Origin of the sequence: Emticicia aquatilis (assembly GCF_014644295.1) — a bacterium.
In the GTDB taxonomy this organism is placed as follows: Bacteria; Bacteroidota; Bacteroidia; order Cytophagales; family Spirosomataceae; genus Emticicia; species Emticicia aquatilis.
Window position 1 is genome coordinate 130,793 of record NZ_BMKK01000007.1, and the last position, 26,576, is coordinate 157,368.

Sequence of the window (26,576 nt, forward strand, 5' to 3'; positions counted from 1 at the left end):
GTTTAGATGAATATTTTAGGAATTTCTGCATTTTATCATGACTCAGCCGCTGCTGTTATTCAAAATGGTGAAGTCATTGCCGCAGCACAAGAAGAAAGATTTACACGTATCAAACACGACCCTGCATTTCCAAGCAATGCCGTAAAGTTTTGCCTTGATTACGCAGGTCTTACCCTCGATAAAATTGATGCTATTGTTTTCTACGATAAACCTCTCCTGAAATTTGAGCGTTTGCTCGAAACTTACTACGGTTTTTCGCCTAAAGGCTTAAAGTCTTTTCTAACGTCAATTCCTGTATGGTTGAAAGAGAAGATGTTTTTGAAGCGAATGCTGCACGAAGAGCTGGAAAAAATTGGTAATTACGATAAGAAAAAAGCTAAACTACTTTTCCCCGAACATCACCTTTCGCACGGAGCAAGTGCATTCTATCCGTCTCCATTTGAGGAAGCCGCCGTGCTGACTATTGATGGAGTAGGCGAGTGGGCAACCGCTTCGATTTGCTACGGAAAAGGTAAAGATATGACGATTCTAAAAGAATTGCGTTTTCCGCATTCATTGGGGCTTCTTTATTCTGCCGTAACGTATTATTGTGGTTTTAAGGTGAATTCGGGTGAGTATAAACTCATGGGTTTGGCTCCGTATGGCAGTCATGGCTCCGAGCAAGTGGCTCGTTTTGTAGATATTATCAAAAACAAACTCGTAGAAATCAAAGAGGATGGTTCAGTTTGGCTGAATCAAGAATATTTTAGCTATGCTACGGGCCTAAGAATGGTTTATGACGATAAATGGGCTGAGGTATTGGGCTTCAAACGCCGTGAATCAGAGAGTTTATTGGAGCAAATTCACTGTGATTTTGCTTTAGCAATTCAAGAGGTAACCGAAGAAGTGGTAATTAAGATGGCTCGAGAAGCCAAACGTTTGACAGGTTCTAAAAACCTTTGCTTGGCGGGTGGAGTTGCCCTAAATTGCGTAGCCAACGGCAAATTGCAAAAGACAAATATCTTTGAAAACGTATATATTCAGCCCGCAGCGGGTGACGCTGGTGGTGCTTTAGGTGCTGCACAGGCAGCGTATCATATTTATTTTGGTCAAGAGCGTAAGGTTGATACCAGTAAACTCGATGCCATGAAAGGTTCATACTTAGGGCCTGAGTATTCTGACCTTGAAGTAGAACAAATGTCAAGAAAATACAACGCTGCTTTCGAGCGTTTTGATGATTTTGATGCTCTGGCAGCCAAAACGGCTTCATTATTGGCCGAAGGTAATGTAATTGGTTGGTTTCAAGGACGTATGGAGTTTGGCCCTCGTGCGTTGGGTGGAAGAAGTATTTTGGGTGATGCTCGCAACCCCGAAATGCAGAAAAAGTTAAACCTGAAAATCAAGTACCGTGAAGGTTTCCGTCCGTTCGCTCCATCGGTTTTGGCAGAAGATGTGCAAGATTATTTTGAGTGCGAAACGCCATCGCCATATATGCTTTTGGTGCATGGAGTGGCCGAAAAACGTCGTACAAAGTTTCCAGCGAGTTATGAAAACTTGCCGATGATGGAAAAACTCTATTTTTTGCGGTCGGATTTGCCATCTATTACACACATTGATTATTCGGCCCGTATTCAGACGGTTCATGCTGAAACTAATCCCCGTTATTGGACACTTATCAATGAATTTAAGAAACAAACGGGCTACGGCGTGATTGTAAACACGAGTTTCAACGTACGTGGAGAACCAATCGTTTGTACGCCCGAAGATGCTTACAAATGCTTGATGCGTACAGAAATGGATTTCTTGGTAGTAGGAAATTATATATTCGATAAAAACACCCAACCACAATGGACCGAGTCTGAAAAGTGGAAGGAAGAATATCAGTTAGATTAAGCCCAGCACCCCCATCCCCTGAAGGGGTGCTTAAAAACTTTAATTTTAAACCCCCCTTTAGGGGATGGGGGTCTTATCTATGGAATTTTTATCAGACCTTTTAAAATTCTTGAAAGAACGCAAAAAATGGTGGTTGATGCCCATGATTGTAGTTCTATTATTGATTGGTGTATTAATCGTAATCGGAGGTGGTTCGGCTATTGCTCCATTTATTTACACGTTGTTCTAAATGAAAAAACAAAATAATAAAGAAATCATCCTCACGATTGTCGTGGGTTTGTTGGTGTTTTATTTCTTTCTACAATCAAAGTGGTTATTGAATACCGCTCTTATTTTAGGCATTTTGGGCGTATTTTCTGACTTTGTGGCAGAGAAAATCGCTTGGGTTTGGCTCAAAATTGCTGAGATTTTGGGACGAGTAAATTCTACTATTTTATTGAGTCTTATTTTCTTTATTTTCTTGACTCCGTTGGCTTTATTGATGCGAGTTTTCAAGAAAACTGATTCTTTGAAGCTAAAAAAACTTTCGGGTAGTGCTTATGATGAGCGTAATCATACTTACACTGCTAAAGACTTAGAAAATACTTGGTAAGGATTTATACTCAAATCCAACGTCGGCATGGTTCACAATCCATGCCGACGTTTTTGTTAGTATGCTATTTTGGTATTTATTTAAGAATTGATTGAAATAAACGTAGCTAATTGAGGCAATAAGTTTTTAAATGATGGAAGTTCTGTATTTTATTAGTAATTTTATCCTAAAATCATAGTCAAACTCATTTAATAAAATGGTTTCTAATCCTTCAAATTTTGAATCAGCAAAAAGTATTTTTACGGCTTATTTGGAGACAAAATTGCTCCGTAAGACGCCCGAAAGATACGCAATTTTGGAAGAGATTTACTCAAGAAATGACCATTTCGAGGTAGAAGATTTGTATATTTCTATGAAAAATAAGAAATATCAAGTAAGCCGTGCCACGGTTTATAATACCCTCGATTTGTTGGTTGAGTGCGACTTAGTGAAAAAACATCAGTTTGGCAAAAACTTAGCTCAATACGAAAAGGCTTATGGCTCTAAGCAGCACGACCACCTCATTTGTGTTGACTGCCACAAGGTAATGGAGTTTTGCGACCCACGTGTACAGAATATCCAAAACATGGTTGGCGATATGCTAAAGTTTAAAGTGATGCACCATTCGCTGATTTTTTATGGTAATTGTGAACGAGAAAATTGTGAGAATAAAGCAGCTTCTTGAAGCTGAGGTTTAGAATTTTGATTTTTCGAGTAAAAAATAAAGGTTTTAGTAGTAGAATATGGTCATTCTACATTCTCAATTCTAATCAGACGGGTGTCTCCGTCTTAATTCAAAAATGGTTGATATTCTTTTAGGCTTACAGTGGGGCGATGAAGGCAAAGGCAAAATTGTTGATGTACTTGCTCCTGATTATCAAGTAGTTGCACGTTTTCAAGGTGGCCCAAATGCTGGTCATACGCTCGAATTCAACGGCAATAAACACGTATTACACCAAATTCCATCGGGTGTTTTCCGCACCGATTGCTTAAATATTATCGGAAATGGTGTGGTGCTTGACCCAATTATCTTCAAGAAAGAGATTGATGGTTTAGGAAAATATAACCTTGATTTGAAGAAAAACTTAGTTATTTCTAAGAAAACTGCCATAATCATTCCAACTCACCGTTTGCTTGATGCCGCTTACGAAAAAGCCAAAGGTGATGCCAAAATTGGCTCAACTTTGAAAGGTATCGGCCCAGCATACTCTGATAAAGTTGCTCGCCAAGGTTTGCGTTTAGGTGATATTATTTCGCCAAACTTCACCGAAAGATATAAAGCCTTAGTAGCGAAACATACACAAATCTTAGATTTCCATAACTTTGAGTATGACCTAACTGAAGCTGAAAAAGAATTTTTCGCTGCTCTTGAGTTTTTGAAAGAATTTAATCTTCAAGATACCGAATACGTTGTCAATCAATCGTTGAAAGACGGACAAAAAGTATTGGCCGAAGGTGCTCAAGGTTCATTGCTTGATATTGATTTTGGTTCGTATCCGTTCGTTACAAGTTCAAACACAACTGCTGCTGGTGTATGCTCAGGTTTGGGCGTTGCACCAAACACAGTAGGAGAGGTTTACGGAATTTTCAAGGCATATTGCACACGTGTAGGAAGTGGCCCATTCCCGACCGAATTAGATAACGAACTCGGAGAGAAAATCCGCCAAGAAGGACGTGAGTTTGGAGCAACTACTGGCCGAGCTCGTCGTACGGGTTGGTTAGATTTGCCAGCACTCAAATACAGTATCATGCTCAATGGCGTAACGCAATTGATTATGATGAAAGTTGACGTACTGAATTTCTTAGATGAAGTAAACGTTTGTACGCACTACCGCTTGCCAGATGGTACTGTCACCGAGCAAATGCCGTTTGATTTGACTGATACTGATGTAGAACCAATCTACAAAACATTCAAAGGTTGGGCTTGCTCGCTTGAGGGAATGCGTAAATTCGACCAAATTCCTGCTGAATTAGCTGATTACGTAACTTACTTAGAAACTGAGCTTCAAGTACCGATTAGCTTTATTTCAACGGGCCCAGACCGTGAAGAAATCATTTTGCGTTAAGCAATATAATTCATATTGATTTTAAATGTGCCATGTCTGAAAAGTGTGGCACATTTATTTTGTAACACAGGTTTTCAACTTGTGAGTAGCGAACAGGAACAAGTCGTAGACTTGTTTTATAAGTTTTAAGAAGATGACTTCAAATCTTGCCAATTATCTTTTTAGTACCGAAACACTCTACAAAAATGTAGTTTCCGAAAGCCCCAAAGTTGTGGAAGCCAAACCTGTTGTTGAGCAAAAAGCAGTTGTGCAAGAACCAGTTCCTGCCCCAATTCCGCCACGAGAGGTGGCCAAGCCAGTTATTCCGACTTTCAAATTCCAAAATCAAGTTTTGATTTTGACCGACACGATTTCAGAGTCCGAAAAAGCACTTTTAGTGAAAATTCTCGGAGCAATCGGCCTTACTCTCGAACAAGTTGATTTAGTAGAATTGAGCAAAGTTCAAACGCTTGATTATCAGTCGTTTTTATCACAGAATGTTACGAAGAAATTTGTGAGTTTTGGTGTAGGTCTCGGTAAAATAAACTGGAATATTCTACTTAATATCTATCAACCTAAAAATGTTGCTGGGGTTGATTTTTTACTATCAGACGAACTTCGTGTGCTTGATACTAACCTCGATTTGAAAAAGACCCTTTGGGGAGCCTTGAAGGCGATGTTTGGAAATTGATTCAAGTTACTGCCAATACAAAAAGTGCGTAGCACTAAAATATTTGTAGAAATTAGCAAAATAATCGTGATTGTAAGGTGCATCGCACCGAGATATTACTGGAACTATTTCACAGTGCGATGCACCTTGTTTCATTAAAAACTTTATTTCTACAAATATTGGGCGGCTCTGCCGCAAGATATAGAGGTTTGAATTAATCAAATCTGACACAGTTCAATAAAATTCCCATCAGGGTCGGTCAGGAATAACTGCAAAATTCCATCGGGGCGAGATTTAATGGGTAAACAATTCGCTCCATTTTCTTTCAGAATTTTCTCTGCCAAATATATATCGCTTACTTCAAGTGCAAAATGGTTACTTCTTATGGGAGTAAATGGAGTTTCGGGTTTTCTACCAATCAGATGTATTTCTCGGCCGTTTCCTAAGCTAAACCAAACAACTGGATAATCAAAAGCTGGGGCAGGAATTTCCTCTAAACCAAGTATTTCTGAGTAAAAAACTCGACTTTTTTCAATATCAGATATTTGTAAAGCTACGTGGTTGAATGCCTTTATTGTCAGTTTGTTAGTCATTTTGTCGGTTGGTTTTTCGCCACAAAAGTAAATAAATCATACGATTCTGTGCGTGAATATCTCTTAAAATTCCATTTTTTTTGTAACTTGCGTCATGGAAAAATTTGTTGTTTCGGCCCGAAAATACCGCCCTATCACTTTCGATACAGTTGTAGGTCAGTCGCACATCACAACTACTTTGCAAAATGCCATTCGCACGAATCATTTAGCACAGGCGTTTTTGTTTTGCGGCCCTCGTGGTGTAGGTAAAACAACTTGTGCCAGAATTTTGGCCAAAACCATCAACTGCCAAAATCTCACCGAAGATATTTCTCCATGCAACGAGTGCGAGTCATGCAAGAGTTTCAATAATAATGCTTCTTTCAATATTCACGAACTCGATGCGGCCTCTAATAACTCGGTTGAAGATATTAGAAATCTGACCGACCAAGTGCGTTTTCCTCCGCAGTCGGGTAAGTATAAGATTTATATCATTGATGAGGTTCACATGCTTTCGCAGGCAGCTTTCAATGCTTTCTTAAAAACCCTCGAAGAGCCACCGAGCTACGCCATTTTTATCTTAGCAACCACCGAAAAACACAAAATCTTACCAACGATTCTGAGTCGTTGTCAGATTTTTGATTTTAACCGTATTCAGATAAAAGATATTGCTGAACATTTGGCCAGTGTTGCCACCAAAGAAAATGTAAAAGCTGATTATCAAGCACTTGAACTTATTGCTCAAAAGGCTGATGGAGGTTTACGTGATGCCCTTTCGATGTTTGATTTGAACGTAACGTTTTCTTCGGGTAATGGACTTACCTATCAGGCTGTCTTAGAAAATTTACATATTCTCGATTATGATTATTACTTCCGAATGACCGATGCCTTATCGGCAGGAAATGTATCGGAAGCGTTTTTAATATATAACGAGATTTTGGAAAAAGGCTTTGATGGACACCAATTTGTGGTTGGTTTGAATGAGCATTTCCGAAACATCATGGTAAGTAAAGACCCGCAAACGGTGAAACTTTTGCAGGTAGCCGAATCTATTCAGCAGCGATACGTTGAGCAGTCGGCAAAGTTATCGTTGGGTTATATTTTTTCTTCATTAAGTATTGGTAGTCAGCTTGATATCAATTATAAATCGGCCAAAAATCAGCGTTTACACGTTGAAATTGGTTTGATGAAACTCTCACAGATTAATCAAGTTTTGAATTTGAGTGAGCTACCCAACAACGGGGACGAAAAAAAAAATAGCAATTCAGTAGTTTCGTCAACGCCCGTGAGGGCTGAGAGTTCGGAACAAAAATCGGTTGTGGCTGCGGCTACACCAACTACCACCTCACAGGCACAACCAAGTTATGTACAGTCGATTCCTGCTATGCCCGCAAGGCCAGTTACTCCGACTGTGCCAAGTCCCGCACCGAGCGTACAGCCTACTGCTCGTCCTTCGATGGCTTCTTCAAAGTTGCGTTCTACGGTTGATATCGAAACATCGGTTTTTAATCCAAAAACTGATGTGCAAAGTGTTGATAATGAGCCAGCTTTGCCAAATTATAGTGATGCTTTTACGTATGAAGCTGCACAACAAGCCTTGTTTGCATTTGCCAACGAAAGTGACTTAGAAACCCTAAGGGTAATGCTCAAACGAGAGTTTATCTTAGAAGGAACAACCTTTAAGTTGCAGTTAGATAACCAAATTCAGATGGATACGCTCACGCAAATGAAGCAAGATTTAGCCACATTTTTGCGTCAGCGATTAAGAAATGCTTCGATTCAGATAGTAGCCGAAATTGTTGAGACCACCACCGAACGTAGGCCATATACAGCCCAAGAAAAATTTGAATATTTAGCCAATAAAAACCCAGCTTTATTGGAATTGAGAGATAAATTGGGGCTGGAATTGGTGTTCTGATAAAATCTTTTAACGTCGGCATGGTTCAAAACCATGCCGACGTTAATTAAGTTTCAAAAAGTAATCTTCAAAATCAGCTTTTCTGCTCCTCGTTTCACTTCGGCATCAATTGTTTGGCCTTTTTCAAATTTTCCGAGTGCTTTCATGTATTCTTGTACATCAGTGGTTGCGTTATCTCCGAGTTTCATAATAACATCACCCGCTTGGATACCTGCTATTTCGGCTGGGCGGCCTTTGGTCACTCCATCAATTCTTACGCCTACTTTGTCATAAGCATAGTCTGGAATAATTCCCATTGTTACCTTAAAACTACTGCGGGCATTTCCTGCATGTGGGTTATTGGCCACTTGTATAAAATCAAGTTTCGGAGATTCTTCTATTTTCTCAATAATACTTTTTGCTAAATCTAAAACTTTTACTTCGCCTTCGGCATTAATCAGATTCGCATCATCGCTTGGTTTGTGGTATTCCTGGTGAGCTCCAGTAAAGAAAAACAGCACTGGAAGGTTTTTGAGATAGAAAGAAGTATGGTCAGATGGACCAACTCCTGCTGAGTCGACATTATATTTAACTCCCTGATTCATAGCCAGTTGTGGGATATTCTTTCCCCAAAAACTACTCGTTCCCCAACCACCAATTGTTAAGCCTTTATCTTCACGATAACGCCCAATCATATCCATATTTACCATACAATTAACTGATTTTAAGTCGATTGTTGCATTATCTGCGTAATATTTTGAGCCAATCAGACCCAATTCTTCGCCCGAAAAACCAATGAATAAGAAATTATGTTTTTCCTTGATTTTGTTTTTAGCGTAAAACTTAGCCATTTCTATCAAACCAGCCGTTCCAGAGGCATTATCATCGGCTCCGTTGTGGATGCTCCCAACCGAATTTGCTTCGAGCGAACTCCCTTGGTCGCCTTTGCCGAGATGGTCGTAATGAGCTCCAATGATGATGGTTTTTTCCGAACCATTATCCAAAAAACCGACAACATTGGTCGCTTGCACGTAGCTAACATTAGGTGGTAAACCCTTTTTTGCAGGAAATTCTTGTAGGTAAGTCCCTTTATCGCCGTAGGGTTTCAAGCCAATCTTTTTGAATTGTTTTTCTAAATATTTAGCGGCTGTTTTTCCTCCTTCTGTCCCTGTTCCACGTCCTTCAAGTTTATCGGATGCTAAATAATTAATATGTTTTTGAATACTGCTCGGTGTTTGTGCGAAAGCCCTTCCCGCGTCTGTTAGAGCTGCGATTAGAACGAATGATAAAAATATTTTTTTCATTGATTGATATTTTGTTGATAAACTGAAAATCAAATATACTCACAAATTAGTTCTACTAATAAAAAACTAAAAACTCATTTTCTCAAACCAAACTTTTAGTAAATTAGTGACTTAACTCATCAATAAACATGAAAAAACTTATCCTTCCTATTGCCTGTGTGTTATCGCTTGGCCTTGGTGCATTTATCACAAAAGTTGTCGAAAATCCGCCTTTGACAGTTGATGTAATTAACCAAGCTGAAAAAATCTTGGGATTCGATTTTACCGATGCCGAGGCTGACTCGATGCTCAATGATTTGCGAGATAATCAGAAAGATTTTGAAGCTATGCGAAAAGTGCCACTTGACAATAGCGTTTCGCCAGCTCTATATTTCAATCCACTTCCTGTGGGTTTTGAGTTTGAAAAGAACTATTTGCCATTCAAGGCTTCGCAGATTTCTGCTGTAAAGTTACCTGCGAATCGTGAAGATTTAGCGTTTTATTCGGTTCGAGAATTGGGTGAGTTGCTCAAAACCAAACAAATCACTTCGGTAGAATTAACAAAGTTTTTTCTGGAAAGATTAAAAAAATATGATACTCAACTGCATTGCGTAGTTACGCTTACCGAAGATTTGGCACTCAAACAAGCCGCTCAAGCCGATGCCGAGATTAAGGCAGGAAAATACCGTGGATTTCTGCACGGAATTCCGTACGGTGCGAAAGATTTGTTGGCGGTAAAAGGTTATAAAACTACTTGGGGTTCGGTACCGTATAAAGACCAAATGATTGATAAAGACGCCACGGTGATTCAGCGTTTGGAACAAGCAGGAGCGGTGCTTTGTGCGAAATTAACGTTGGGAGAATTGGCCATGGGTGATGTTTGGTTTGGTGGAAAAACCCTTAATCCGTGGGATTTGAAGCGTGGTTCGAGTGGCTCGTCTGCAGGTTCGGCATCTTCGGTCTCGGCTGGACTGTTACCTTTTGCTATTGGTAGCGAAACACTGGGTTCGATAGTATCGCCTTCTACTGAGTGCGGAACTACGGGTTTACGTCCAACTTTCGGACGTGTACCTCGCACGGGTGCAATGGCTTTGAGTTGGAGTATGGATAAGTTGGGGCCAATTTGCCGAACTGTTGAAGATTGTGCAATCGTACAAAACGTAATTCAAGGAGTTGATAATCAGGATTTTACTTGTATGAAAGCTCCGTTTAACTATGACGGAACGAAAGGTATCAAAGGCATGAAAATAGCGTACGTAAAAAGTGATTTTGAGCGACGATACCCCAACAAAACAACTGATTCGCTTACTTTAGTTACGCTCAAAAAACTCGGTGCTGAGTTGGTTCCGATTGAATTACCTACTTTGCCATCAAACGAAATTAGCTTTTTGCTGGGTGTAGAGGCTGCTGCTGCTTTTGATGATTTGACTCGCTCAGGCAAAGATGATTTGATGGTCAGACAAAACAAAAATGCTTGGCCAAATGCTTTCCGTTCGGCTCGATTTGTGCCTGCGGTTGAGTATTTACAGGCCAATCGCCACCGTACCTTGTTGATTCAAGAATTAGATAAAACCTTGAAAGGATTTGATGTGTACGTCACGCCATCGTTTAGCAAAAACCTAACTATGACAAATCTAACTGGGCATCCGTGTGTGGTTTTACCGAATGGTTTCCGTGCGGAAGGTCGTCCTTTGAGTATTACATTTATGGGTAAATTATTTGGCGAAGCGAAGCTTTTGCAAGTTGCCAAAGCTTACCAAGATGCAACAGATTTCCATAAAAGACATCCAAAATTGTAAAACAATTCTCCGTATTATTACTTACTAAAAATGAGCCACTTCTTTTTTGAGGTGGCTCATTTGTTTTACGCAATTTAGAAAATTGCTCTACTGGAAAAAAGGTAGTAATCTATCCGTAATTTCCTTTGGACAAGTGGCAATTCGATTATTGGATGTTCTTACAAAGACCAATGTGGTTTCGCCAGTGTGTAAGAGCGTTTGCTGCTCGTCGTAGATTTCGTAATTAAATACTATTCTTACCTTCGGTAACTCTTTAATAATCACTCGAATAGTTACTAAATCATCGTATTTGGCTGGAGAAATAAAGCGAGATTTGTTTTCGTAAACAGGCATAATGATTCCTGTTTCTTCCAAGTCTCGGTAACGCAAACCCAACGAACGTAGGGCTTCTACACGGCCAATTTCGTAGAGTTTGGCGTAGTTTCCGTAATACATATAGCCCATTTGGTCGATGTCGGCGTAGCGGACTCGGTAATTATAATCGAATGAATACATTTATTTTAATTGATAATGAATAATGTAGAATTGAGAATGTTTTGGGTAATGTTTAGCTTAGGATTTCTAATTGTACTAAGTTCTCTTCGTTTCGAGTAATATGTAAATCAATGTCTTTCAGATAATGATTTATTAAATCAAAAAGAGATTCGGTGCCGAGAATACACTTTTCAAAATACCAGTCGAGTGATTCTTCGGCTACTTCCTCACAAATATCTTTGTAATCTTGCATGGTGTAGCCTTTCAATGGCGTGCCGTTTTCTGAAGCTCCGAAACGTTTCCACAAGATTTGCATCACATTATCAATCGAGCGAGTTTTGTGCGATACTCGTTGGATATGTAAATCTAAAATCTGAGCGGCTATCGCTCCCTTATGATACACCGAAACTTTGCGGTCGGGAATGCTTTGGCTGTAACCATCAAGCCACAAATCCCACGAAGATTCGACGAGCGATTGTGAGGCACGGTCAGCGTGGTCGAAGTGGCGTTTGTAATAAGTTTCGAGTTCTTTGAGGTACTGAGTTTGGTTGAAAACGCCCGAACGGTAGAGCATCAAATCTCCGTAATAGGTTGTTACGCCTTCGGCCACAAAGCAAGTCGGGAAATAATTTTCTTTCGTATAATCGTAGGGAAGAAGCTCTGTTGGGCGAAGTTTACAGATATTCCAAGTATGGAAAAGTTCGTGCGAAGCCAAACCGAGTAAATCAATGTAAAGTTCTTCGGGCGGCGAACCGTCAAAGTCTTGGCTATCTGGACCCAAAACTTGCATGGTAGAACTCCGATGCTCTACACCGTGATAGTAGGGTACGGGCAAAATCCAAGTGATGAAGTGATATTCTTTTTCGGGAAACTCGCCAAAAAGTTTGATTTGCTCTTCGGTAAACTTCTTGAAATCAGTTCTGATTCTACCCAAATTTTCTCTTGAAAAATTCCCTTCAAACCAAATATTGAATTTTATTTTTCCGACCTCATAAAAGTCATGTTTCAGATTTGAGCTGACAATAAACGGAGAGTCGGCCAAATGATAAAAATCATTGAAAGCTATGCTTACTCGGTTATTATCCAATTTTTGTTGGTTATTTAATCCTGCAATTTTCTGATTCTCAGCTTTGTGTAGCTCTAAGGTACATGGTTCGTTGATGTGGCCTTCGGCATAGATACACAAGTTTACGGGGTTTACGTACAAAATGTTTTCATCAACAAAACTGCTTCCTGCATTCACTAAATTAGCGTAGTAATTATATTTTGCTGTGATATTTCTCGTTCCGTTGGTTTGTACTTTCCAGCGGTCTTTGGTTATTTTTGATGTCGGTAATTTTTGGCCTTTTTCATCAAAAACTTCAAAAATCTGAATGTTTTTGGCAAAATTTTGGAGTTCATAGCGGCCAGGTCGCCATGCGGGTAATTGAAGCTCAATTTCATCAGTTTGAATGTTTTCGACGCTACATTCGATATCAATGAAGTGAGAAACCTTATTTTTTGAATATATTTTGTAGTTCATACAGTTTTTTTTCGTAAGGATTTTGTGGTTTTAAAAAATAGTAGTACTTTTGCACTCCCGAATTTAAGATTCCAAGAACAAAAATAACAAAAATATAATGAAAAGGACATTCCAACCATCAAATAGAAAGCGTCGTAACAAACACGGATTCCGTGAGCGTATGGAAACTGCTAATGGAAGAAGAGTATTGGCAGCACGCCGTGCAAGAGGCAGAAAAAGATTAACTGTATCTGACGAGAAAAAACACAAATAAGATTTTTTCTTGAAATAGAAATTTTATCAATCTATTTGATAATAAAGATATTTGAGCCGCCTTATTGGTGGCTTTTTTTATTTTGGAGTGAAGTTGTGCTTCGTAAATTACTAAAATTCATAAATGCGAACTGGAAGTTCGCTCCACATGAAAAAAACATTTAAAAAAGACGAGCGTCTTTGCAGTGTGAAGGTAATCGAAAACCTTTTTGACAGAAAGAATTCTGCCAATGGAGGTGTATTTTCGTACCCGATGCGTGTGGTTTTTCAGCCTCAGCCATCAGTCGAGATTGATGGTGTGATTTCTTCTCAAACTTCTACCCAAGTTTTATTCTCCGTTCCGAAGCGGCAGTTTAAGCACGCCGTTGACCGTAACCTCATTCGTCGCCGAATGCGTGAGGCCTATCGCCTTCATAAACAACTACTTACAGGAAATTTCAATATTGCATTTATCTACATCGGTAAAGGAATCGAAGATTATAAAGCCATCGAAAAAGGTATGAAAAGTGCCTTGAAGAAGATGGGTACCGTTAAGTAAAAATTGGGCGAATGTTACTTAAAAAGCCAAAAGTCTTTTTATCTTTGATAGAAATAAACCCCCAAACACATTTTTTTATGAAAAGACTTCTCCTTATGGGTATCTGTATGGTTATCCCCCAGATTTTATTGGCTCAAGTCGAAGATGAAGATTCTCCAGAAGAACGGATGAGACATGAGACTAATATGACACTCGACCCCGCCTTAGGTCGTGTTCCGTTTGAAAGACTTGTACAAGAACGTGAAAAGTTACGTAAGGGGCTACAAGATAAAACAATAAAAACTGCCATCTCTGGTTTAAATTGGTACGAGCGTGGTCCTAATAATATCGGTGGTCGAACGAGAGCATTGATGTTTGACCCTAATGATGCTACTAAAAAAAGAGTTTTTGCGGGTGGAGTTGGTGGAGGATTATGGTATAACAATGATATAACTTCGGCCGTAAGCTCTTGGACAAAAATTGATGATTTTTGGGCGAACATAGCGGTAAGTTGTATAGCTTTTGACCCCTCAAATACACAAATAATGTATGTGGGTACTGGCGAGGGATGGAACAGTTCTGATGTTATACAAGGGGCTGGTCTTTACAAAACTACTAATGGTGGTACAACTTGGGCTTTATTGGCCTCTACCACAGGCGTCGCAACCTACGCTAATAATTTTAAAAATACCCAAAAAATTGTCGTCAATAGCTTCGGTGAAGTTTTTGCTGGTACTCAGACGGGAGTATTAAAATCAACCGATGGAGGTGCTACATGGAGTGTATCGCAGGCTGGGACAAGCTTTGTCTCAGATTTAGAAATTGGAACTGATGGTGTAATTTACGCAGCTTTTGGAAGAGGCACTTTTTCAAGCAAAATCTATAAATCAACAGATAGAGGAGTATCTTGGACTGATATTTCTCCCGACAACAATAGAAAAAGAGTTGAAATCGCACTTGCACCATCTACATCGGGTGCTTCACAAATAATTTATGCAATGGCAGATGCAAATACAAGTGCAAATTCACCAGCTTGGATAAAAAAATCAACTGATGCGGGAGCTACGTGGACTGATGTAACTAATACGAGTATTCTGGGTACACAGGGCTGGTATGATATGATTTTGGCGGTACATCCTACAAACCCTAATCTCGTTATTGCAGGTGGAAACGTAATAGGTAGAACAATAGATGGTGGTACTACATGGACTTTGCAGTCTTATGGTACACCACACCCTGACCAACATGCAGTGATGTTTAGGCAAAATGGGAATAGTTATAATGAAGTAGTTATCGGTAATGATGGAGGGGTAATTTATTCTCCTGATTATGGTGATGCAGCAGATGCCTTCCCTTCTTTTTCGACACGTAATACAGGTTATAATGTTACGCAGTTTTATGGAATTTCTATGAAAAACGTAGCAGGCGATGGTTATGTTGTGGGTGGTACACAAGATAATAATACACTGAGAATTAATTCTGCTGAAAATGTAATAGGGGATGGTACTAATGTAAATGGAGGCGATGGAATCACCTCTTTTGTAGACCAAGATGACCCAACAATTGCTCTTATTTCGGCTCAATTTGGAGGCTATAGAAAGATGAATACCACAACAAGTACCTCAACGAGTTTAGGTATAAGCAGTGCTCAATTTATTACGACTGCCGATTATGATAGCCAAAATAATATTTTCTATTCAGATAATACTAACGGAACATCTATTTGGAAAGTAAGAAGTGTTAACACAACGCCTGTTGCTACTTCATACACCACGGGTATTCCTGCTGGAACGTCGTTTATTCGTGTGGGGCTTACTCAACATACTTTATTTGTAGGAACTGGAGCAATTACTTGGCCATTTGGAAGTGGAGGGAAGGTGTATAAGATTGTTAATTTTGGTGAAGCAGGTCAAACAACAACGCTTATTGGTACTTTAGGTACCGGTTCTGTTTCTTCGATTGCAGTTGGAGCTACTGAGAATGAATTATTGGTAACACTTTCAAATTATGGGATAAAGTCCGTTTATTATACCAATGATGGCGGTGCAAATTGGGTAAGTAAAGATGAGGCAGCTCATGGCCTTCCAGATGTACCAATTAGGTATGGAATTTTTAACCCACTTGACCGAAAACAAGTACTTTTAGCAACAGAATTGGGGGTTTGGTCATCGACAGATATAACAGCCTCCAACCCAGGCTGGGGTGTAACTAATACAGGCTTGGCGAATGTGAGTTGTCACCAATTATATTACCGTTCTGCTGATAATACTGTGGCTGTTGCAACGCACGGTCGAGGAATCTTCACTACTAAATTGCCAGTTTGCCCCACTAATGTAGTTAAAACAGGCAATATGTCGGGAACAGAGACTGTTTTGTCAGGTACCTATATCAATGGAAATACCGCAAATGTTATTCAGACTGGAGCTAATACTACATATAGTGCCAAAAACTATGTATTGCTCGAACCTAAGTTTGAAACCCAAAGTGGAGCTATTTTCAAGGCTCTGATTGGAGGGTGTAATTAGAGACCTTCTAAATACAACAATGATTCCAACCATTTCGTAAGTATTGGAATCATTGTTGTATATGAAAGCTTTTAAAACTAATTACTAAAATGAAAAATATAATGTTAGCATTGGTTGCGTTCTTATTTTTGTTTAGCTGCGAAAGCGTAGCCGTTGAAGCAGGGATAGTAGAAGGAAAAGTAACGATTGGGCCACTTTGTGGTAATATGCCAGCAGGAACGACTGGTACTAACCCGTGTGGATTTACTGATGCACAAATGGACCAAGTTTATTCAAAATACAAAGTGGCTATTTATAGTGAAAGTAACCCAAAGACTGCATTGAAAGAGGTGGTATTGAATAGAACAGGAGCGTTTTCGTTTGAAGTTCCGACTGGGGGATATTCAGTTGAGGTTGTATTACCGCAAGGAAGTGTTGCTTCAACTCAATTGGGTAGCGAATTGAAAAAAACGGTTAGTGTTACAAAAAGTATTGTGACAACCATTAGCTTGAATGTGAACACGGGAATTCAATAATAAAAACATGAAAAACCTCATAATATTGTCGATGATGTTAGTGACATTGCTTGCTTGCTCATCGCAGACGATTACTCCCGATGTTGGTTCGCTTGATTTAAAAGTGACAATTGGGCCACTTTGCCCTGTTGAACCTTGTAATAAAACTACCGATGACATTAGAAAAGTTTATGAAGCCTACACTTTTACGGTGAAGGAGGCAAAAACTGGAAAAGTGGTTTTAGAAAAAACTTTGGCTTATAATGGCACAAATGGCGTTCTAAAAAGCACTGATATGTCAGTAGGAGAGTATGAACTTGATTTTACTCCGAAGAGCTTTTTTACTAAGCAAGGTTTTCCGAGACCTTTCACTATCGAAAAAAATAAAACAACTCAACTGGAGATTGCAATTGATACGGGTATTCGATGAGATATTTTTAGATTATTAAGACGCCAGTCATAACGATTGGCGTTTTTTTGTTCCTCTTTTTTATATAATTTTATCAGCTCAAACAAAACAAGCACCAATGACTGCTCTCGAAAAATACATTCAGTCTTATTTCGGAATTCCGATTGACGATTTGCAGGAAATTAGTTCGTTTTTTGAATTAGTAAGACTAAAAAAGGGCGATTACTTTCTGAAATCAGGTAGAGTCTCTGACCGACTTGGCTTTGTGCAATCGGGTATTGTCCGAGAATTTGTCTATGCCGATGGTAAAGAAATTACGAAATGGATTTCGACCGAAGGCTATTTTACGGTTGATTTATCAAGTTTTGTATTCCAGCAGCCTTCTCGATGGAATATTCATGCTCTAACAGATGCCGATGTTTATGTAATTAAATACGCTGATTATAAGCAGATTGGACAAATAATTCCTCGTTGGCAAGAGTTAGAAAAACTTTTTATTACTCGTTGTTTTAGTATTCTCGAAGAACGAATCATGACTCACCTTTCAATGACTGCCGAAGAGCGGTATCAGCATTTTTTTGATTTCAACCCCGCACTTTTCAATCAAGTACCACTGCAATATTTAGCCTCAATGCTCGGTATGACTCCCGAAACATTTAGTCGAATCAGAAAAAAGACGATGCACTGAAATTCTTGATTTTTATCAAGAGAAGCCTGCTTTTTTTGCCTGACCTTTGTGTTATCAAACTTTTAAACACAAAAAATCATGGCGAAAGAACTTATCACCGAAATAAAAATTAAAGCAAATCCTGCACAAGTATGGGCAGTTTTAACCGACTTCAGTAGTTATCCTGCATGGAATCCATTAATTAAATCGCTGACTGGCGATGTGAAAGTTGGTAATACAATTATTGCAAGATTAGAACCACCCAAAGCCAGCGGTATGACTTTCAAGCCCAAAGTTTTGGTATTTGAAGCCAACAAAAAGTTTGTATGGCTCGGTCATTTATTCATCAAGGGTTTATTTGATGGAGAACATTCTTTTGAACTGATTGATAATCTTGATGGAACAACGACATTTATTCAAAGCGAAAAATTTGAAGGAATTCTTATTCCACTTTTTAAGAAAATGCTTGATGTAAATACCAAAGAAGGTTTTGAGTCAATGAATAAGGCATTGAAGGAAAGAGTTGAAAACTTGTAGCATCAATTTATTCTCAAATATTATCTGATAGTAAGCAATTTAGCCAAAATTTTCATTTATTTTAGAGGTACAATTCAACCTCATTCCTCTAAAACCAAATGAAAACATTCTCGTATGCTTTCGTATTACTTGCTTGCGTACTTTCTGCATTCAATTCTACCCAAAAAAGTGTCCGACTTTTTGATGGAAAAACCTTTAAAGGCTGGGAAGGAGATACCCTAAACACTTGGCGTATAGAAAATGGTGCTTTAGTCGGTGGTTTTTTAGATAAAGACGTACCACACAATGATTTTATATGTACTACTCGCAGCTACGCTAATTTTATACTAAAACTCAAAGTAAAACTGACTGGGAATAAGGGTTTTATCAATTCGGGCATTCAGTTTCGTAGCCAACGCTTGAAAGACCCTGCTCACGAAATGACCGGCTATCAGGCAGATTATGGAGAAAATTATTGGGGAACACTCTACGATGAATCTCGAAGAAACAAAACGATTGCTGGGCAAGATGCAAAAATTACTCAGCAATTGATTAAACTAAACGATTGGAACGACTACGAACTACGAGCTGAAAATCGACGAATTCGCATCTACATCAACGGAAAACAAACAACCGATTATACCGAACCTGACCTAACAATTCCACAATCAGGACTCATTGGTCTACAAATTCACGGAGGTGGAGCTGCCCAAGTTGCTTTCAAAGATATTTATATGCAAGAATTACCTTAATCATAGATGCTTGAGCGATTTCGTTGCCTTCGACTTCGCTCAGGCATCGAAAAAATTACGACAAAACTATTCAACCTTAAAATCAAGACTATGTACAAATCACGTTTCCTTTTGCTCCTGCTTTTGGGGGTGACTATTCTCCCCTCTGTCTATTCCCAAGACACAACAAAAATCGACAAAGAATTTACGCTTGAAACTACCATGTTGGGCTATTTCTTCAAGAATGGTACAAGAAATCCTACTTTAAAAGTAAAAAAAGGGAGTAGAGTAAGAATTAATATCATCAACGGAGAGGTAATGACCCACGATATTGCTTTAGAGAAATTGGGCATTAAAAGCGGGACCGTTTCTGAAAAAGGCTCAAAGTCGAGTATCACTTTTGTGGCTGATAAAAACGATACTTATTATTGTACTGTTCCTGGTCATCGTGCCGCTGGTATGGTTGGTAAATTGGAAGTTGTAGAAGGAGAAATAATTGAAAAAATTGTAGTGGGTAAATTACCCATGAAGAATGGTAAACCACTCAATCTTAACTTTGAAACAGGAGATTTACGTGATTGGACTGCCACTGGCGATGCCTTTGCAAGTCCTTTGATTAATGCTGACCCATCGCCCATTCATGATAAAGATATGACGATTGGTTTTGAAGGCAAAAACTTCCTTAGTTCTGGCGGTACAGTCAATTATAAACTAACAGGAACACTAACTTCTGTTCCTTTTGCCGTAACTCAGCCTTATGCTTCGTTTATGGTATCGGGTGGGGCTTTGCAAGATACTCGTGTAGAAATTGTTTTAGCAGATACCAAAAAAGTAATTTTTCAATCAACAGGGCAGGGGAGAGCTAATCTTCAGCCAGTAGTGGTTGATTTAAGAAAATACCTCAATAAAAATATCTTTGTCAGAATTATAGATAAAGAAACTGGTATTTCGCAAATACCTTACATTCCTAACGATAAATTGGCTCATATCAATTTTGATAATTTCTTATTTTATCCTTCACGACCAGATTTTCAAAACGAATTATTTCAAAAAGATATTATTGTTTTACCACCACTCGACCCCATTATCAATGCTGGACTTTCAGGAGTTGAGGCCGCAAAAGCCATGACCCCACCTAAAGGTTTCAAGATTACGTTGGCCGCTGCCGAACCAGATATTGTAAGACCGATTGCCTTTACGATTGATTGGCGTGGAAGACTTTGGGTGGTAGAGGGGCATACTTACCCTGTACCCGCTCCCGAAGGTCAAGGACGTGATAGAATCTTGATTTTTGAAGATACAAACGGCGATGGAACACTCGATAGTCGTAAGGTTTTCATAGAAAATCTGAATCTTGTTAGTGGTATAGAAGTGGGCATGGGTGGTGTTTGGGTTGGAGCTGCTCCTTATTTATTGTTTATTCCGACCGATTTTACTACTGATAAGCCAACGGGTGAGCCACAAAAACTATTAGATGGCTGGGGAACACAAGATACGCACGAAACCCTCAATAGCCTAAGATGGGGGCCTGATGGCTGGCTTTATGGTACACATGGAGTTTTTACACACTCAAAAGTTGGCAAACCAGGAACACCCGACGACCAACGCACCAAACTTAATGCAGGTATTTGGCGATACCACCCAACGAAGCACATTTTTGAGTTATTTGCCGAAGGCACGAGCAATCCGTGGGGTTTAGATTTCAATAATTATGGACATGCTTTTATCACGGCTTGCGTGATTCCGCATTTATACCACATGATTCAAGGTGGGCGTTATGTACGTCAAGGTGGCAAGCATTTCAATCCATATATCTATGATGATATTAAAACCATTGCCGACCATGCCCATTATTTGGGCGACCGTGGGCCTCATGCCGGAAATTTCCGCTCGGCAGCCGCAGGTGGCGGACACGCCCACGCAGGTGCAATGATATATTTGGGTGGAAATAATTGGCCGAAAGAATACCGCAATAATATTTTCATGAATAATATTAATGGTGCAAGATTGAACATTGATGAGCTGACGCGTGAAGGTTCAGGCTATGTAGGTAAACACAAAAAAGATTTTATGCCAATGAATGATAGCTGGTCGCAGTGGCTCAATTTCAAATACGACCCAAGTGGGTCAGTTTTTGCGATTGACTGGTATGATAAAAACCAATGCCATAGTCCAAATCCCGATGTGCATGACAAAACAATGGGGCGAATTTTTAAGATTAGCTACGAAACTGATAAATGGGTACAAGCAGATTTACGCAAAGCAACTGACTTAGAATTGGTTAATTATCAGTTAAATCCGAATGAATGGTATGTGCGTCAGGCAAGAACAATTTTGCAAGAAAGAGGAGGAAATAAGCAAGTGTACGATGCCCTAAAAGTTATTCTGAATACAAATCCAGATATTAGTCGGAAATTGAGGGCTTTGTGGACACTTTATGTAACTAACGGCCTTTCGGAGAAAGAATTGATAGATTTGCTTTCAAACCAAAGTGAATACATCAGAAGTTGGTCGATTCAGTTTTTGGCTGAAAATAACATCGTTTCATCAGATGCTTTAAAACAATTTGGTGTAATGGCTAAAACTGACAAATCTGCTTTGGTGAGGCTTTATTTGGCGTCGGCTATGCAAAGAATCGAGCCAAACAAACGTTGGGAAGTAGTGGAGGCTCTCGCTCAAAAAACTGAAGATATTACCGACCATAATTTACCGTTGATGATTTGGTATGCTGCCGAGCCTTTGGCCGATGTTGATGCCAAAAGAGCGATTCAGATGGCAGAAAAAAGTCCTATTCCTAAGTTTTTGGAATACATGAAAAAAAGAACGAATAACTCAACTACGGATAGCGGAAACCACAACCATACTCATTAATCCAAAATTTTAGACTGAAAATCAATATGAAAAAATATTTCAAAATATTCCTACAATATAGCCTTTGCGGTAGTTTGTTGGGCGTAATATCGCTTCCTGCTTTTGCCCAAGATTTCAAAAAAACAACACTTTCGAGAGAGTTTTTATCGGAGGGTGGAGCTGTGGCTGATTTGAACAAAGATGGCAAACTTGATATTGTAGCGGGCTACTATTGGTTTGAAGCACCCAACTGGACTCGTCACGAAATGGCTCCTTCAAGGGTATTTAAACCTCGTGAAGAATACAGCAATTCATTTCTTAATTTCGGAATGGACGTAAATTTGGATGGCTGGGACGACGTAGTGATTATTGATTATCCAGGGAAACCCGCTTTTTGGTTTGAAAACCCCAAAAAACAGCAAGTAAGCGAATGGAAAAAGCACATCATCGCCGATTCGGTGGGAATAGCCAACGAATCTCCCAATTTTGTGGATATTGATGGCGATGGAAGACTGGATATTTTGTGCGGAGATAAAGCCAAAAAACAAATTGTTTGGCTAAAATCACCGAGTAAAAAAGGAGAAACTACGTGGAAAAGATTTAATTTGACAAAAGAAAAGGTAGCTGGTACAGAGATGTTTTCGCACGGAATTGGCTATGGCGATATTAATAACGATGGAATAAAAGACGTAGTGATTCGTGAAGGTTGGTATCAAGGTACAAAAGACCTCAATGGGGGAAATTGGGAGTTTCACCCAGCAAATTTGGGCGAGCCGTGCTCTCACATGCAAGTTTTTGACGTAAACGGTGATGGCAAAAACGATGTCGTGGCGGCATCGGCTCACGCTTTGGGGGTTTGGTATTATGAGCAAATCAATGAAAACGGGAAAATAGACTTCAAAACCCACACGATTAGCACAACTACTGCCCAAACTCACTCATCAATTATGGCCGATTTGAATGGCGATGGAAAGAAAGAATACATAACAGGTAAACGTTATTTGGCACATAATGGCAGAGATGCTGGCGATGCCGATGCTCCGATTTTGATGTATTTCGAGTTTGATTCTAAAAAACAACCTTATTGGACCGAGCACATCATTGATAATGATTCAGGCTCGGGACTCAACGTAACGGTTGCTGATATGAATAAAGATGGCAAACTCGACATTATTATTGTGAATAAAAATGGCGTGTTTTTATTAGAAAATAATTTGAAGAAAAAAGGGAAATAGATTAAATGGAGATAAAAGTACATCAGTATGATAAACAAATAATTGCCGAAGTAATCTCTGATTCATTGGTTATTGCTAATCTTGAAGACGGTATTGACTTAGTTGGAAATCTATATTATCAAGGTTTTGATAAAGTAATGATTGAAAAAGATATTATTACTGAGCAATTTTTCGATTTAAAAACTAAATTAGCTGGCGAAATCCTTCAAAAATTTTCTAACTACAAAATAAAATTAGCTATTGTTGGAGACTTTAGTAAGTATGAAAGCAGTAGCCTTAAAGATTTTATTTTTGAGAGTAATAAACACGGTCATATTTTCTTTGTAGATTCAAAGCCAGAAGCCATTGAACGATTTTTAAAGTATAATTGATTTAAATATAGTTGATAAATGATAGCGAATACACCAAAACCGCCTTATTATGCCGTAATTTTTACATCTTACAGGACTGATATTGATAACGGCTATGGCGAGATGGCCGATAGAATGGTTGAGTTGGGTAGTCAAATGAAAGGTTTTCTTGGTATAGAATCGGCTCGAAACGAAATCGGGATTACGGTTTCGTATTGGGAATCATTAGAAGATATTAGAAACTGGAAACAAAATGCCGAGCATCAGATTGCTCAACAAACAGGTCGAAAAGAATGGTATAAAGCCTACAAAACCCGAATCTGTAAAGTAGAAAGAGACTATGGATTTGAACAAGAATAAACTCTAAAGCCTCAATCGTTCCCGAATCTCGCTGAGCTTATCTTCATACGAAGCCCCAACCGAAATTTCTTCACCCGTCACCCATACCGATTGGCGGGTAATTTTTTGTATTTTATTCACTGCCACAATATACGAGCGATGTATTCTGATAAATTGATTAGTAGGCAGTTGGGCCATACATTCGCCAATGTTTTGTCGGCATAAAAGCTTTTTATTCGGCAGTACATAAGCCATATAATTTCCTTCAGCTTCTACATAAAGTATGTCATCGAGCAATACTTTTTCTTCTTCGTAGCCAGTTTTCAGAAACAGAAAATTGGGTGCAGTATCGGTTCGAGAAAGCTTCATTTCGAGGGCTTTATTACAAGCTTTCGTAAACCTTACTAACGAAAATGGTTTTAAAAGATAGTCAACAGCATCGAGTTCAAATCCTTTCACTGCATATTCTGAATAGGCCGTTGTGAAGATAATCATGGGCGTTTTTTGAAGAATATGCACAAACTCAATGCCCGAAATATCAGGCATTTTTATATCCAAAAAAATCAAATCAACTTTGTTTTGCTGCAAATATGGAATTGCCTCAAAAGCATCGGTAAAAGTTGCTTTTAGTTCAAGAAATGGCACTTTTTGTGCATGAATTTCTATTACTTCTAAAGCTCTTGGTTCGTCGTCGATGGCAATGGCGTTTATTGTCATATTTGCTTGATGGTCAGACCTTCGGTGCAAACCTTTTTTAGTAAATTCCGATAATCAAAGATACAAAATAATCGTTGTCTGATACTTGAATATCAAGTGTATGGCGGTTCGGATAAATTAATTCAAGGCGTTTTTTTACATTCTCTAATCCAATGCCATTATTTGCTTGTTCGGGCGAATTCTCTTGTTTTGGGTGCAGGCTATTATGTACTTTAAAATAAAGTTTCTGGGCATCGTGCGTAAGTGTAATGTATATCCACGAAGGGCTTCTGAAACTTATACCATGTTTAAAGGCATTCTCAACAAATGGATTAAGCAACATCGGTGAAATAAAAATCTCTCGCTCGCTATTTTGTATATTTACCTTGATTTCAATGTTATGATTTTCATCAATTCTCATGCGTTGAATATCAATATAGTTATGCAAATACTCAATTTCTTTACTCAATGGAATGCGGTCTTGGTGGTTTTCATTCAGCATAAAACGCATCATATCTCCCAGTTTTTGAATACCATCAGAGGTTTTTTCGGCATTTTCTTTCAATGAAACCGAATAAAGTGTGTTCAGTGCATTGAATAAAAAATGTGGGTTTATCTGAGAGCGAAGGTTCAACAATTCCGCCGATTTTGATACAATTTGTGTTTTAAGCTCGATTTTTTCTTTGAAAATGACTTTTCTTAAAAAGGCAATAACAATAGAAACAAAGGTAAATATCAAGAATAATTGAAAAATCCATTCAGCATGAAAACCTAAATAAACATGGGAGTAAGTTAACCAACTTATATATTGGATAAAATATCCACCAATTGCCCCCAAAAGATTGATAAATAGAAAATAAATCGCTCCGTTCTGAAATGACTTCGATTTTATAGAAGAAAAATAGGGGAGAACTTTCTTATAAAATGCCTCTTGAGCAAAGTAAATAGTAGTGGCACCAATGGCCATTAAAGATAGCTCTCTGACTGCTCCATACCAATAGTCTTTGCGTGGAAGGTTGGCCGTTATAGCTACCAACATCATAAAACCAGCGATTGAAATATTCAGGAAATATATCAAATACTGAAAATTCTCTTCTTTTTCTTCATTCAATTTCTGATTTAGGAAATAATATAACTGGGCAAAACCTTCATAGAACAAAATAATAACTATTGCTGCCAAAGAATTTGTAAAGAAAAAGAGCTTTCGGAAAAGAGAATAGACTTTTATACCTATTACTTGTTCTTGATTATCTACTCTATGCCGAATGTATAATTTAAGAAAATCAAACAAAAATACACCTGTAACCACAAAGCAAATACTCATAAAAAAAAGTATAAATAGCTGGTAGTCAATCTTTTTTTCTTTGAATCGAGGATAGATATAGTAATGAAAAATAAACCAACCGCCTAAGAAAAATACTGCTCCCGTAATGATTGGAAATATCGTATTTGAGAAGTGATTATAGCTTCTGAGTGGTCCCCAAATAAGTTCGTGCGGCACTCTATTCAGTTCCGCAATCGTGACTGTTTGGTCAAAGCTGCTTGCTTCTTGAAACAACCTTCGGGTGACATAAATGATTGTCGAAATAAAAACAAGGAAGAACTCGTATCGTCTGATTTTTTGTAATGATTGCATAGCCTTTTCATAATTTTTCAACAAAACTATGCTCCGAAATTACACAAAACTCAAAAATGTTTTAGAAGTACAGGAAAATGTGATGAAATTGTAGTACAAGTTTCCAATTTGTGTTACAACACACTCAAAACCCAATTTTTCTACGTTCGGGTTCTTCCGTAATTATTCTCATGACGTTTCCTGTAAAACGATTTTCGTATTTTTCGTGCCAGTATGCCGCCGCCATTTGCCATTTTTCTACTTCGGCTTTTAGTTTTTCATTTTCGAGTTGGAGTTTTTCCATCGAAAAATCAACAGGATGAAGTTCAATATCCATTAAGTCAACAATACCAACGCTCAAAACTTTGGCAATTTCGGTAGCTCTCGAAATCGTCAATTCGGTTTTATTGCGTTCAATATCACCGTAGGCCGTAGTCGAGATTCCCAACATATCGGCCATGTTTTCTTGCGAATAACCCTTTTGTAAGCGTATATTTCTAATTTTATCACCTGTGTTCATAGCCCCCAGCCGAATCGTCGGCCCGTCCCCAAAGGGGAGTTTAAATTTGATTGTAAAAGCTGAAATCAGTTTTTCTGAGAAAATATCTGAAATTCTGACTACAAATTTCTAAAAGAATTAACATCTTTGTATCGAACAATTCGGCAACTTAGAAA

The 26,576-nt window shown here is 38.7% G+C and carries 27 protein-coding genes; 20 read left to right on the plus strand and 7 right to left on the minus strand.

The features are described 5' to 3' along the window. Positions 1 to 6 precede the first annotated feature (6 nt). The 6 genes from IEX65_RS17625 (at position 7) to IEX65_RS17650 (ending at position 5,179) form a co-directional block, all read left to right on the plus strand. Entirely contained in the window at positions 7 to 1,872 is a 1,866-nt protein-coding gene (locus IEX65_RS17625) for a carbamoyltransferase family protein (protein WP_188767806.1), read from the plus strand. A 79-nt stretch (positions 1,873 to 1,951) separates the two neighbouring features. Then, a complete protein-coding gene (locus IEX65_RS17630; RefSeq protein WP_188767808.1) occupies positions 1,952 to 2,101 on the plus strand; it encodes a DUF5989 family protein in 150 nt (49 codons plus the stop codon). After that, the gene (locus IEX65_RS17635; protein WP_188767810.1) at positions 2,102 to 2,464 is read left to right on the plus strand and encodes an SxtJ family membrane protein; all 363 of its coding nucleotides are present in this window, start codon (positions 2,102 to 2,104) and stop codon (positions 2,462 to 2,464) included. 196 nt (positions 2,465 to 2,660) lie between these two features. Next, positions 2,661 to 3,128, plus strand: a complete 468-nt coding sequence (locus tag IEX65_RS17640; protein WP_188767812.1) for a Fur family transcriptional regulator — start codon at positions 2,661 to 2,663, stop codon at positions 3,126 to 3,128. Between the two features lie 115 nt (positions 3,129 to 3,243). Further along, a complete protein-coding gene (locus IEX65_RS17645; RefSeq protein WP_188767813.1) occupies positions 3,244 to 4,509 on the plus strand; it encodes an adenylosuccinate synthase in 1,266 nt (421 codons plus the stop codon). A gap of 133 nt (positions 4,510 to 4,642) precedes the next feature. Next, the gene (locus tag IEX65_RS17650; RefSeq protein WP_188767815.1) at positions 4,643 to 5,179 is read left to right on the plus strand and encodes a DNA polymerase III subunit psi; all 537 of its coding nucleotides are present in this window, start codon (positions 4,643 to 4,645) and stop codon (positions 5,177 to 5,179) included. Between the two features lie 197 nt (positions 5,180 to 5,376). Here IEX65_RS17650 and IEX65_RS17655 read toward each other — a convergent pair whose 3' ends face one another. Beyond that, entirely contained in the window at positions 5,377 to 5,751 is a 375-nt protein-coding gene (locus tag IEX65_RS17655; RefSeq protein ID WP_188767818.1) for a VOC family protein, read from the minus strand. Positions 5,752 to 5,845: 94 nt separating this feature from the next. On the opposite strand from IEX65_RS17655, the gene IEX65_RS17660 reads away from it, so the two are divergent. Beyond that, complete coding sequence (locus IEX65_RS17660) at positions 5,846 to 7,648, plus strand: DNA polymerase III subunit gamma/tau (RefSeq protein WP_188767820.1); 1,803 nt, start codon at positions 5,846 to 5,848, stop codon at positions 7,646 to 7,648. Positions 7,649 to 7,701: 53 nt separating this feature from the next. Here IEX65_RS17660 and IEX65_RS17665 read toward each other — a convergent pair whose 3' ends face one another. Next, positions 7,702 to 8,931: a M20/M25/M40 family metallo-hydrolase gene (locus IEX65_RS17665; protein WP_188767822.1), complete on the minus strand. Its 1,230-nt coding sequence runs from the start codon at positions 8,929 to 8,931 to the stop codon at positions 7,702 to 7,704. A 128-nt stretch (positions 8,932 to 9,059) separates the two neighbouring features. Between IEX65_RS17665 and IEX65_RS17670 the strand changes: the two genes are divergently transcribed. Then, entirely contained in the window at positions 9,060 to 10,709 is a 1,650-nt protein-coding gene (locus IEX65_RS17670) for an amidase (protein WP_188767823.1), read from the plus strand. An 87-nt stretch (positions 10,710 to 10,796) separates the two neighbouring features. Here the strand turns inward: IEX65_RS17670 and IEX65_RS17675 are convergent, their stop codons facing one another. Together IEX65_RS17675 and IEX65_RS17680 are read right to left on the minus strand one after the other, a co-directional pair. Next, the gene (locus tag IEX65_RS17675; protein WP_188767824.1) at positions 10,797 to 11,204 is read right to left on the minus strand and encodes an acyl-CoA thioesterase; all 408 of its coding nucleotides are present in this window, start codon (positions 11,202 to 11,204) and stop codon (positions 10,797 to 10,799) included. Between the two features lie 52 nt (positions 11,205 to 11,256). Next, the gene (locus IEX65_RS17680; protein WP_188767825.1) at positions 11,257 to 12,705 is read right to left on the minus strand and encodes a M61 family metallopeptidase; all 1,449 of its coding nucleotides are present in this window, start codon (positions 12,703 to 12,705) and stop codon (positions 11,257 to 11,259) included. Between the two features lie 97 nt (positions 12,706 to 12,802). Between IEX65_RS17680 and rpmH the strand changes: the two genes are divergently transcribed. The 12 genes from rpmH (at position 12,803) to IEX65_RS17740 (ending at position 23,611) form a co-directional block, all read left to right on the plus strand. Continuing rightward, positions 12,803 to 12,958, plus strand: coding sequence for a 50S ribosomal protein L34 (gene rpmH, locus IEX65_RS17685; RefSeq protein ID WP_015029776.1), 156 nt, complete (start codon positions 12,803 to 12,805; stop codon positions 12,956 to 12,958). Between the two features lie 147 nt (positions 12,959 to 13,105). Next, the gene (gene rnpA, locus IEX65_RS17690) at positions 13,106 to 13,495 is read left to right on the plus strand and encodes a ribonuclease P protein component (protein WP_188767826.1); all 390 of its coding nucleotides are present in this window, start codon (positions 13,106 to 13,108) and stop codon (positions 13,493 to 13,495) included. 77 nt (positions 13,496 to 13,572) lie between these two features. Next, entirely contained in the window at positions 13,573 to 15,999 is a 2,427-nt protein-coding gene (locus IEX65_RS17695; protein WP_188767827.1) for a WD40/YVTN/BNR-like repeat-containing protein, read from the plus strand. Positions 16,000 to 16,088: 89 nt separating this feature from the next. Continuing rightward, complete coding sequence (locus IEX65_RS17700; protein WP_188767828.1) at positions 16,089 to 16,514, plus strand: hypothetical protein; 426 nt, start codon at positions 16,089 to 16,091, stop codon at positions 16,512 to 16,514. Between the two features lie 7 nt (positions 16,515 to 16,521). Next, on the plus strand, positions 16,522 to 16,923 hold the full coding sequence (locus IEX65_RS17705; protein ID WP_188767829.1) for a hypothetical protein: 402 nt from the start codon (positions 16,522 to 16,524) through the stop codon (positions 16,921 to 16,923). Between the two features lie 97 nt (positions 16,924 to 17,020). Continuing rightward, positions 17,021 to 17,590: a Crp/Fnr family transcriptional regulator gene (locus IEX65_RS17710; protein ID WP_188767830.1), complete on the plus strand. Its 570-nt coding sequence runs from the start codon at positions 17,021 to 17,023 to the stop codon at positions 17,588 to 17,590. 78 nt (positions 17,591 to 17,668) lie between these two features. Continuing rightward, the gene (locus IEX65_RS17715; protein WP_188767832.1) at positions 17,669 to 18,106 is read left to right on the plus strand and encodes an SRPBCC domain-containing protein; all 438 of its coding nucleotides are present in this window, start codon (positions 17,669 to 17,671) and stop codon (positions 18,104 to 18,106) included. A 98-nt stretch (positions 18,107 to 18,204) separates the two neighbouring features. Next, positions 18,205 to 18,837: a 3-keto-disaccharide hydrolase gene (locus IEX65_RS17720; RefSeq protein ID WP_188767834.1), complete on the plus strand. Its 633-nt coding sequence runs from the start codon at positions 18,205 to 18,207 to the stop codon at positions 18,835 to 18,837. Between the two features lie 90 nt (positions 18,838 to 18,927). Beyond that, on the plus strand, positions 18,928 to 21,687 hold the full coding sequence (locus tag IEX65_RS17725) for a PVC-type heme-binding CxxCH protein (protein WP_188768053.1): 2,760 nt from the start codon (positions 18,928 to 18,930) through the stop codon (positions 21,685 to 21,687). A gap of 26 nt (positions 21,688 to 21,713) precedes the next feature. Beyond that, positions 21,714 to 22,901 carry an FG-GAP repeat domain-containing protein gene (locus tag IEX65_RS17730; protein ID WP_188767836.1) on the plus strand — a complete coding sequence of 396 codons (1,188 nt, stop codon included), beginning with the start codon at positions 21,714 to 21,716 and terminating at the stop codon, positions 22,899 to 22,901. A gap of 5 nt (positions 22,902 to 22,906) precedes the next feature. After that, a complete protein-coding gene (locus IEX65_RS17735) occupies positions 22,907 to 23,272 on the plus strand; it encodes a DUF4180 domain-containing protein (protein ID WP_188767838.1) in 366 nt (121 codons plus the stop codon). An 18-nt stretch (positions 23,273 to 23,290) separates the two neighbouring features. Continuing rightward, on the plus strand, positions 23,291 to 23,611 hold the full coding sequence (locus IEX65_RS17740) for an antibiotic biosynthesis monooxygenase family protein (RefSeq protein ID WP_188767840.1): 321 nt from the start codon (positions 23,291 to 23,293) through the stop codon (positions 23,609 to 23,611). Between the two features lie 3 nt (positions 23,612 to 23,614). Here the strand turns inward: IEX65_RS17740 and IEX65_RS17745 are convergent, their stop codons facing one another. The 3 genes from IEX65_RS17745 to IEX65_RS17755 all read right to left on the minus strand — a co-directional run bounded on the left by IEX65_RS17745 (position 23,615) and on the right by IEX65_RS17755 (position 26,421). Then, positions 23,615 to 24,307 (minus strand): LytR/AlgR family response regulator transcription factor, encoded by a 693-nt coding sequence (locus IEX65_RS17745; RefSeq protein ID WP_188767841.1) that lies wholly within the window; start codon positions 24,305 to 24,307, stop codon positions 23,615 to 23,617. Between the two features lie 37 nt (positions 24,308 to 24,344). Further along, positions 24,345 to 25,922, minus strand: a complete 1,578-nt coding sequence (locus tag IEX65_RS17750; protein WP_188767842.1) for a sensor histidine kinase — start codon at positions 25,920 to 25,922, stop codon at positions 24,345 to 24,347. 124 nt (positions 25,923 to 26,046) lie between these two features. After that, on the minus strand, positions 26,047 to 26,421 hold the full coding sequence (locus tag IEX65_RS17755; RefSeq protein ID WP_188767843.1) for a helix-turn-helix domain-containing protein: 375 nt from the start codon (positions 26,419 to 26,421) through the stop codon (positions 26,047 to 26,049). Positions 26,422 to 26,576 lie beyond the last annotated feature (155 nt).